The sequence below is a fragment of the Candidatus Aquicultor sp. genome, assembly GCF_054640775.1.
Window position 1 is genome coordinate 17,737 of the sequence record NZ_JBTSLF010000015.1, and the last position, 10,114, is coordinate 27,850.

The window sequence follows — 10,114 nt, forward strand, 5'->3', positions numbered from 1 at the left end:
CATATCATACGAATAGAAACCCAGTATAACCAGCATCGAGTGCTTGTGCAACTTTACCGGCCTGCAGAGTAAAGCAAATGGGAGTTAGGCGGAATTCCGCTTAAGCACGCTGATCGCGATATCGTCGGTGAGCCGCCCTTCGGTAAACGTGGTAACGTCGGCCACGATGCGGTTGACGATATCGGCAGCTGAAAAATCTGCGTTCTCGGTGACGATCTGCATGAGGCGCTCCTGTCCGTAAAACTGCGGGCCATGGCGCGCCTCAATGAGCCCATCGGTGTAAAGAACCAGCATGTCACCGGGGTCGAGGCGCTCGATGGCCTCGGAAAAGCTCAGCTCGGGAAGTATGCCAAGCGCCGCGTTTACGTTTTCGACCAGGTGCGATCTCTTTAGTCGGGCTACGTAATGGACCGGATAGGGGTGGCCTGCATTCGATATTAAAAGGCGCCCGCTCTCCCAATTGTAGATAACGTAGAGCAACGTGATAAACCTGCCCGGTTCGATCTCACGGGCGATGACTTTATTTGAGAGCTCCATCACGGCAGACGCGTGCTCCGATTGGAATGCAAACGAGCGGACCGTATATTTTGCGAGGGCCGTCGTCGAGGCGGCCTCGATTCCCTTGCCGCTCACATCGCCTATCGCAAGACCGAGCAGATTATCCGAGAGTTCGATGAAGTCGTAAAAATCGCCACCTACCCTGCCAACATCGCTCGATGACGTGTAGAATACCGCGGTATCGGTGTTCGGTATCTGGGGGATCGTCTCAGGCAAGAAACTTCGTTGTAGAACATCGGCCACATATCGTTCACCCTCGTAAAGCCGTGCATTTTCAATGGCAATCGCCGCCTGCAACGCTATCGATTTGGCAAACGCGATCTGGTCGTCGTCGAATTCATGCACGTTATCGGTGTGCCCGAGCGTGATAACGCCTATCGCTTTCTCTTTCACGATAAGAGGGAGCACCAGGACAGAGCGCAGGCCGAACATCTCGACGTATCTGTGCGGAATCCTTGGGTCCGTGCTTGCGTTTTTAATGAGAACGGCGTTTCCCGTGCGTATCGCCTCAATCGCCATCTTAAAGCTCTCGGCATCCTCGACGATGTCCTCGACGTGCTCGCTGGCCGGGCCGTACCCCATTTTTCCATAGAACCTACTCTCCTCGGCCTGGTAAAAGAAAATACCGCCGGCTTCCGTACCGATGGCCTTACTTATCTCGTTGATGACCAGGTGCAGTACTTCGGATAGCTCGAGGGTCGAGCTGATGAGCCGGCTTATTTCGTTAGCGGCCTCGCTTCTTCTGGCGCGTTGCCTGGTCTCTTCGAATAGATGCGAGTTTTCCATAGCGATCGCCGCCTGACGGCCTACCGCCTCGATAAGCGAGAGGTCGTCTCCGGTAAACTTCTTGACTTCGCTTAGGTGCGCCACCAGCAGCGCTCCGGTAAGACGGTCCTCTACCATCAAAGGGGTAACCACGACAGCGTGCATCCCGCAGCCGATAAATTCAGGTGGAGCGCCCGGGTACGAAGTACAATCGTTGACCAGCGCGGGGCGTCTCGTCGCCAAGACCTCCCCCGTCAACCCTTCTCCTACCCTTAACTTTGCTTTTGACAGTATATCCGGCAAACGATAGATATACTGATACGTAAAAGTACCGGTTCCCTCATCATACAGGCCGATTGCGCCGGCATCGGCGTCGACTATTTGAACCGCTCGCTTGACGATGATAGGCAAAAGTCGTTTAAGATCGAGACCGGAGGTTATCTCCAGCGCCATACGACTCAGTATCCGTAAATTACGGTTCTGGTCTCTCAGGCCGCGCTCGGATTCGCGTATTTTTTCGAACAGGCGGGCGTTCTCAACGGCAACGGCCGCCTGCCTCCCGATACCTTCAAGGAGCCAGAGACTCCGTTTCGTGAACCTCTTTTGGGGAACTAACCCAAAAACACTTAACGCGCCGAAGAGCGTTCCTTTAGCTGAGATCGGCACGAGTATAATCGATTCGACCCCGACGTCGACGAACTCCTGCATTGCTTTTTTATAGGCCGGGTAATCCTCGATGATTACCGATTTTTTTGTATCCATCACATAATCCGCGAGCCTGCTGCCTTTCGCGTTTATGATTTTCTCCAGGTTCCTTGGGACGTTGTACATATAGGGATAACGCAGGGCCTTGTGTTTTTCATCGTAGAAACCTATGGTGCCGGCATCGCCACCAACAATATCAACGGCATTTTTCACCACGCTCGTAAGGATATCCGTCAGATCCACGCGAGAGGTGACCTCAAGCGCCACTTTATTCAATATCTCGAGGTTCTGATTCCTTTTAGTAATCTTCGCTTCGATTTTCTTACGCTCCGTTATGTCCCTGATGATGCTTAATATCAAGGGGTGCCGGTCGACATCTATCACTTTAGCGCTTACTTCAACGGGAATGAGCGTACCGTCTTTGCGCTTGATATGGGTATCGGTTACGTTCCTCACCATTCCCAGACGTCGTAAATCCTCCAATATGCGCTGGACCCTGGGGTGCTCCTGACGAGGGCGCAGATCAAAAGCGTTCATTCTCAGGAGCACCTGGCGTGAGTAACCGGTGAGTTTTTCGGCGGACTCGTTAGCATCGGATATCGAGCCGTCCATATCAAAAATAAATACTGCGTCAAAGGCTTCAAAGAAGAGCTTTCTAAACTTCCCCAGCTCTTTCTGCAGTTCGTCACTTTTCCCTGATCGCTCGTACATTATCGATCTGCCGCCGGGCGGTGTCTTCCACTGCGGACATCGCCTTGCGCCCCATCCTTTCCATTTTTCTCCGATACTTAGTTGTTCCCACTAAAACCGCTGGATAAAACCAAATTACCGGGCAACCCACCTGATATAATCGGGGCTCAACGGGGTAGATTAAGGAGGATTGAGGTGAGCTGGTGGTGGACATTAACAGCCTGAGCATCGCGTTGGTTTCATATTTAACGGGGGCCGTTGCGGTGTATGCGTACACAAATCGAAACAGATATCTAGACCTTGCGTTGGCATCGGTGGCCATATTTACGTTTGCCACGGCGATGCTGCTTCGCGCCTTCTCCGTCCTTACGGGCGTCGCCGGGTTTCTCGCCAACCTGTCGACGCTGCTCCTGGCAATCGCGGTGCTTCTCTTTATGCTCAGGATAACGCGGGGACTCTATGAGAGCATCAGAAACTACTTAACCAGGCGGTAGAGCAATAAAGTCACTCTATCCTTATGCCAACGCTATGCTGAGAATCGCCAGGTCGTCGGATAATACCCCGCCCGTATACGCTAAAACTTCTCTAAAAACGGCAGAAGGTAATTCTTGCCCTCTTACGGGTTGCAAGCATCGTATAAGCCGGACCAAGCGCTCTTCACCGAGGAAACCGCGCTCGCCTCGGGCTTCGGTAACCCCATCCGTATAATTTATCAAGATATCGCCGCGTTCGAGCCGATGCCGGTTATCCAGGTAATCCATATCGGAAAACGCGCCGATAACAGGGGAATCGGTGGTAAGCAAAAACGTCTCAGACGTCCCCCTCTTTATAATAGCCGGCGGATGTCCCGCGCTGCAGTAAATAAGCTCTCCGGTAGTCGTAGAGAGAATACCAAGAAAAACCGTGACGAACATGGATGGAGGGGCAGCACGCCTGACTACTTCATTGGTCTTTGCCAGAATGGCGGAGGGAGTGGCATTCTCATAGGCATAGGCTTTAATCGTGTTCTTAACAAGAGAGGTCAAGGTCGCAGCTTCTAAGCCTTTTCCCGAGACATCGCCGATCACGATACCGATTTTATCATGCTCAAGCTCAAAGAGATCATAAAAGTCCCCTCCCACTTTGGCGGCCTCAGTTGCTGAGCGATACAGATACCCAAACTCCACCCCTTCAATCGCCTCTGGGATGGTCAGTAATGCCTCTTGCAAGGTGTCGGCAATATTGTGCTCTGCTGCATAGAGACGGGCGTTCTCCAGTGACAGAGAGATGGATGCGGCAAGCTTATTGGCAAAGTCGATTTGCACTGCGCTAAAGGAAACGGAGGCCGAGTGGTGGTTAAAAAACAGCGCTCCTACGACATCATTGCGTGCTATAAGAGGAACGATCAAGAAGGAGCGTATGCCATATGTTCTCATAAGTTCCTGGTTCACCCGGTTGTCTTCGTAGGCATTGTCGCATACAAGCGGTGTGCCTTTTTTAAGAAGGTGCCTCGCATCGGGGAACATCTCATCGGTTAAGCGGCTCCCCAGCAGCGTTGTAGGAAGCCCGTAGAGGTAGCGCAACGTCCACTGCCCTCCCTCGGGCAGCGCGATGGCCGCTGTTTCCGAGCCGAGCGCCTTTGTAGCCTCAACTACCACCCGCTGCAGTATCTCCTCGAACTCAAGCGTTGAGTTTATGGCTTTACTGATATCGTTTAAAGCATCGCTAAGCTCCTGCGCGAGCACGCGCTCGGTTACATCGACCATCGAAAGTACAAGCCCTTCGACCTGGCCGTATGTACCCTTAACCGGGGTCAGCGTCCAATCCCAATAGGTAATGCTCCCGTGGGGCGAGTCCGTAAACTCAACGGGTTTGGCTTTGAACTCCACCGTTTCTCCGGTGTCTTTAACCCTCTCAAATACGGCCTGATTTTCTTCACTGGGGAACAGCTCAAAAAGATTGCGCCCTATAAGCTCGTCTTCAGTATATCCCGAGCCCTGGGTATATGTGGAGTTAACCATGACAAAATTGAACTGGGCATCAAGGTAGGCGAGGTGGGCTTCGGTGTTTTCCATGATGGTCTTGAGGATATCCCACTCTCGCTCAAGCGTCTCTGCAAGTATCTCTATACGCTCTCTCTCATGCTCAACCTGTAAAGTCAGCTCCTTGCGCTCCGCAACATCGCGCGCGACGCTTAACACCACTTTTGTTCCCTTGTGCGTGATGGCGCGACAATAAACTTCGACCGGGATTACTGAGCCGTCTTTTCTTACGTGAGCCGATTCGAACCTGGCGCGGCCATCCTTTAGGATCATGTCAGCCCGCGCCTCACAGATTTCGGCATACCTGGGGGCAAGCAGGTCCTCGAGGCGCATCGACAAAAGCTCGCCCTTCTTGTATCCCCTGGTTTTATAGGCGGCCTCGTTTACATAAAGTATCTTGCCCGGTCGACCACCTTCAACCTCATATACGAATACTGAATCTGTGGCGTTATCCAATAACAGGGATTTAAATTTAAGCTCCTCGTCGGCCTGCTTGCGGGAGGTGATATCGGAGAAAGTTGCCACCGTGCCGATGATGACACCCTTTTCATCACGGAGAGGTGAGGCATTAAGCGAGAGGACTACTTTTGTGCCGTTAGGTCGATCAAGCGCAAGCTCGACCCCGTGTACTCGCTTGCCGGCCTTTAAAATTCCGGTAAAGGGGGGCTTGCGCATATCTATGGGTGTTCCATCAGGTGAGGTTATATTCCAAATCGGGTCGTAGTAGGTTCGCTGGGTCATGATCGCGCGCTTCACACCGAGGATTTTCTCCGCCGAGGCGTTAGCAAACACAAGGCGGCCATCTGTATCAACAACAGCTACACCTTCTGCAATGATTTCTACTATGCGCCCTAGCTGGTCCTTCCAAAACGTCTGTTTCATTACGCTCTCCGAATGACCACACCCTTGCTTGCCCTGCTGTCATTATACCCAATAATGCGAGTGATTCTCTACGCCTTCTCTACTATTAACATAAAATTATTACGTACTTCAAACCGGTTCCATGACAACAGCCTGTATAGCAACCAATTGCTGTTAAAGCGAACAAACGGAGGGATAGAAAAGTGCTGGTTAATCTTTCCTTGCAATAAATCTCTTAATTGGCGGCAGTAAGGATACTGCCAAAATTGCCAGCCCAAGGAGCGCAAATATTGCTTAAAGCTCGCCCGCTCGGGCGTTATTCGAGCCCCGTATCTGATTATACATTACCTAGCTGATGGTTATTTCCTCACCAACTCTGACTTCCTTATACCGTGCCTTGAAGGCATCTCTAAATAAACTCAGTGTCCAATCACAGCTATCATGAGACGAAACCCCTACGACCCCTAAGTTTTTCTTTAGCAGCTCAGATAAGGTCTTTTCTGTCTCGGCTTTTGTGATTCGCTGCCACGGTAATTTACCTGTCCCGAATATCCTCTGGATATTAAACTTCATCCTGGAAGCGGTAACAGGGTAATGCAAACCACCTATAACCCCATAAACAGGGATATCAAATAGCTCTTCGGTTCTTCTTAGCAACCTTTCTACTGACTGATGCCCACATCCGACGACCAATACTATTCCCTTATCCTCTACGTTTATGGCAATCGCCTGCTCTGGGGTAAGCCCCATAAACCATAGCGCCCGATTAATCGGTCCTATGCTAAAGATACCAGGTGCTATAGTTATCGGTCCTTCTACCAACGTGATCTTTGCGGAAGGATGTGACATACTTGCCGGAACATACGCCGTGATACCGTTCAGGTCAATATCACCTGTCGAAAGAGCGAAGGTCTTGTTCCTTTGAGCCTGCATACCTCCAACATGATCGAGGTGGAGATGGGATATAAAAATGGCAGTAATGTCTTCAAGGCGCACGTCGAGCTTTCTCATATTCCTCAGCAGGGCCGATGGATGTTCGCCGCTCACATTATAGCCGACGTCAAAAAGAATTCTATAATCATCGGCGGTTATTAAGTATGATACGCCCGGTTCTCCCATCAAACCATTATCTGCTGTATAATACTCAACCAATGGGAGGATACTTAGCCGCTTAACACTATCAGGATTTTCGATTTTATGTAGCGAGCGCTCTTCCCATGTTTTATCCGCGATTTTCCTATCTCTAAAAAACCTCAGGGTTGGCACTGCTAGAATGGCGGCAATAATCAGTAATCCTATTAAGACGTAAACAACACCAATCATTATATTCATCCTTTCATACCAATATAGAGGTAATCAATTAGTCGATAGTACGTTGCATAGCGCTGACACCTGGACTTGATAGTAATTATCGCACCTCTGTTGTTCTCGGAATATTGGTCAAAAGGACAATCTTTAGGATTCTGTCTATGGGATAAAGAGGCCTCTTCTTACCGCTACTATAACGGCTGCAGTGCGGTCGGCGACGCCGAGTTTATCAAGGATGCTGCTCACGTGGGCTTTTACTGTTCTTTCCGTAATGTAGAGCTCTGCCGCTATCTCCTTGTTTTTAAGCCCCAGGCCCAATAACCTTAATACATCCAATTCACGCTGGGAGAGGGTCCTGGCAGAAGGCTGAATAACTTTATCAAGCTCATCTTGCGATGTACTGTTTTTTGCTTCTTGAACTCTATGCGGATACGTTTCTTGGAATAGCTGTGCATTATCGATAGCTAACGCTGCGGCCTTGGCAATATCGTTGGCTATTTCAATGCGATCATTTGAAAAGGTTACCTGGCGATCAAACGAAGGAATCATCGCCAGACCCAGAGGTTTCCTCCGGGCTCTTAACGGAATAGCAAGCAATGACTTGAGCGGAAGCCTCGCCTTATGATACTCATCGATTAATGGCGAGTTCTCAGCATCGGGTACCATAACGGGCTTTTCCGAGCAAAGAGCTTTTTGTGCAAGCGGTTCATCAAGCGCTATCGACCCCATCGCCATTGTGCGCAAGAGCGATGTATCGGTAATCCGCCCAGCTCTACCCCTTAATACAAGAGCATTTTTCTTTTCGTCGATAAGGTAAATACCGCAATAGGGCAGGCCGATAGCTTCAGAGATGCGAATCGACGCATGGGTAAGCACTTCATCGAGATCGAAACTCGAGTTTGTTTCAAGGACTGTTTTCAATAAAAGGCCGAATTGTTGTCGCCCACCCAAGGCAATACCCCCTCAATCAATGTGCTACCTGCTTACATAGAGTATCCCACAGATATATTGCAAGAACTAATAGAAGAGCTATTAGAAGAACCGAAATTGCACTTTGCATATTCTGTAGACAATAAACTTGCCTGTTCCTCGCGTAATAAATACTAGCTGGATTTGATTAAGTGCCGGATGGTAAGTTATGTTTAGCGCCTTTTCGGCAACCCCGCTACCTGCGTAATTACAAACCTTACCGGGGGATATATTCAACGTAAGGTTACCTTAGTTTACGAGAGTTTAGACCAGTTTTTCCCACTGTATTAGAATCCGATTAGAAGATTTCCATTTAAAGCGGATGCCGTCCACCCTATGCGCTGCCGCTCACCGCCAGGGCAACTGAACAATGTTCGACCTTCATTTATACAAGGTAATCAAGAAACAGCAAAAATTGACAACGAAAAGCATAATACATAGACTTTAATCACCAATGCGTTATCAAAGAGAGGTTTATATGAAACAACGAAGTGAAACTAAGAAACGCTCAAAAAAGGTAGGAATTGAAGGTCTTAGCACTCTTGAGGCAGATATTTTAAATATTGTCTGGGAGCAGAAAACGACTATCGTGCGCAGGGTACATGAAGTCATGTTGGAAGAGGGTTATATACCCTACACAACCATCATGGCGGCCATGAATAATATGGCCCTTAAAGGATTGCTTAAGCAGAACAAGGGGGACAAGACATATGTTTACTCTGCCGCTATAAGCAGAGAAGATATGGCAAAGGCGCTTTTGGATACGATCATTAACAAGATCCTTGGTGGAGTTGCAACTCCACTTATTTTGCATCTCATAAAGGGCAACGAAGAAGACGTTAGAAAACTCTTAGGGCAAGGAAACTCTGGTAAATAAAAATTGATGTTTTAAGTATCGCTCTACCTCTACTGAAAAAAAATTGCGGCTAGATGGCTAAGGCAACAATGATCCCATCAAATAACTATCAGCTACCCTTTACCCCTTATATCTTGCCTATCATCACGTCTATCAGCTTGGAAGCTTCAGACCTTGTAGCGAAGTTAAGTGGTCAGTTTGCATAACAAACCCCTTTTAGCTACTTACGGTTGACTAAACACCGGGATACTTCCCGACTATCGTCGTCCGTAAACGTTTGCACAAGAAAGGTTTCTGCGGCAATGAATTTGCTTGGGCGTGGTTCACGCTTTATAAGACCGCACGTCTACATAATAGGTTACTTGATAAGAGCAGCAGGGCTAGAAATCTGCGTACGTAGACAAAGATCCAGTCATCAACGTTTTATTTATAAAATTATAAATGTAGCAAGGACTTTTTGTGCAAGTGGCGAAAAGTATCTTAATCACCAATACTGGTGAAACCATAAGGATTAAAGGTCATTGAAAATGAGACGTTCTCCAAAGCGGTTTAAGCCAAGAATTAATATTTACTGCCTAATTATGATTATAGCTTTTGTGGTTGCCGTGGTTGCGATGGTTACTACGTTATCACATGGCTAATCAGGGGTAAGATTAGTTAAGTTAGAGTGGTTTTCAAATAATATTTATTTATCCGATTTAACCTCTTGTCGGTATAGTAGCAATGCTTTCTTTTCATCGGGTGTGAGGGATGCAATACTTCGCTTGCCCCTGACCCAAAACTGGGGGCAGTTGGGGACTGTGAACTCGCCAGGGGATCATCCACAGAGATTTCTCGTTCTTTTTTATAGGGTTGCAAAAACCTTAAAAGTACCATGCATTATGTTGCATAATTCCTAATATCCCTGGTCAGCGCATTGCCAAATACATCGCTAATATTGCCGATCCTCCTGAAATCTGCCCATAAGTACATATTTTCGGTGGAAAACGGATAAAATACCGCTTTTTTTGTATAAAATATGTACTTTTTACGCCCCTATGCGTACCGCCTCAGACCATGGCTACCATTTTCTGTAAATAAAAGAGAGAATACTATCTCTAGTACCCTCTACCACCTGGTGCCCGAGGCCGGAGTCGAACCGGCACGACCTAAAGGTCGGCGGATTTTAAGTTTTCCTAATTCTTAAGACAACGAGGCGCTAACCAGGGGCATTACGCGGGCCACCTGCAGCGATACATTATCTAAGTTTATATGAGTTTACACCAGATTAGGCCAAATTCGGCGAAGTTATTAGAAAATGCATTAGAAGCCTATGGCACCAAAGTGATAAAACAGCAGGTCATATTAGTAATTATCTATAATCCTCGATCTGGCTTTAGAG

The 10,114-nt window shown here is 48.3% G+C and carries 6 protein-coding genes; 2 read left to right on the forward strand and 4 right to left on the reverse strand.

The window, feature by feature from the left end:
* Window positions 1–84: 84 nt before the first annotated feature.
* Complete coding sequence (locus ACYC56_RS02505; RefSeq protein ID WP_461372604.1) at window positions 85–2,739, reverse strand: GAF domain-containing protein; 2,655 nt, start codon at window positions 2,737–2,739, stop codon at window positions 85–87.
* Between the two features lie 182 nt (window positions 2,740–2,921).
* Here ACYC56_RS02505 and ACYC56_RS02510 point away from each other — a divergent pair, with 182 nt between their 5' ends.
* The gene (locus ACYC56_RS02510; protein WP_461372605.1) at window positions 2,922–3,212 is read left to right on the forward strand and encodes a hypothetical protein; all 291 of its coding nucleotides are present in this window, start codon (window positions 2,922–2,924) and stop codon (window positions 3,210–3,212) included.
* A 21-nt stretch (window positions 3,213–3,233) separates the two neighbouring features.
* Here the strand turns inward: ACYC56_RS02510 and ACYC56_RS02515 are convergent, their stop codons facing one another.
* The 3 genes from ACYC56_RS02515 to ACYC56_RS02525 all read right to left on the reverse strand — a co-directional run bounded on the left by ACYC56_RS02515 (window position 3,234) and on the right by ACYC56_RS02525 (window position 7,859).
* Window positions 3,234–5,621: a PAS domain S-box protein gene (locus tag ACYC56_RS02515; RefSeq protein ID WP_461372606.1), complete on the reverse strand. Its 2,388-nt coding sequence runs from the start codon at window positions 5,619–5,621 to the stop codon at window positions 3,234–3,236.
* A gap of 327 nt (window positions 5,622–5,948) precedes the next feature.
* Window positions 5,949–6,923 carry an MBL fold metallo-hydrolase gene (locus tag ACYC56_RS02520; RefSeq protein WP_461372607.1) on the reverse strand — a complete coding sequence of 325 codons (975 nt, stop codon included), beginning with the start codon at window positions 6,921–6,923 and terminating at the stop codon, window positions 5,949–5,951.
* A gap of 144 nt (window positions 6,924–7,067) precedes the next feature.
* A complete protein-coding gene (locus ACYC56_RS02525) occupies window positions 7,068–7,859 on the reverse strand; it encodes a LuxR C-terminal-related transcriptional regulator (RefSeq protein ID WP_461372608.1) in 792 nt (263 codons plus the stop codon).
* Window positions 7,860–8,355: 496 nt separating this feature from the next.
* Here ACYC56_RS02525 and ACYC56_RS02530 point away from each other — a divergent pair, with 496 nt between their 5' ends.
* Window positions 8,356–8,754: a BlaI/MecI/CopY family transcriptional regulator gene (locus tag ACYC56_RS02530; protein WP_461372609.1), complete on the forward strand. Its 399-nt coding sequence runs from the start codon at window positions 8,356–8,358 to the stop codon at window positions 8,752–8,754.
* The last annotated feature ends 1,360 nt before the right edge of the window (window positions 8,755–10,114 follow it).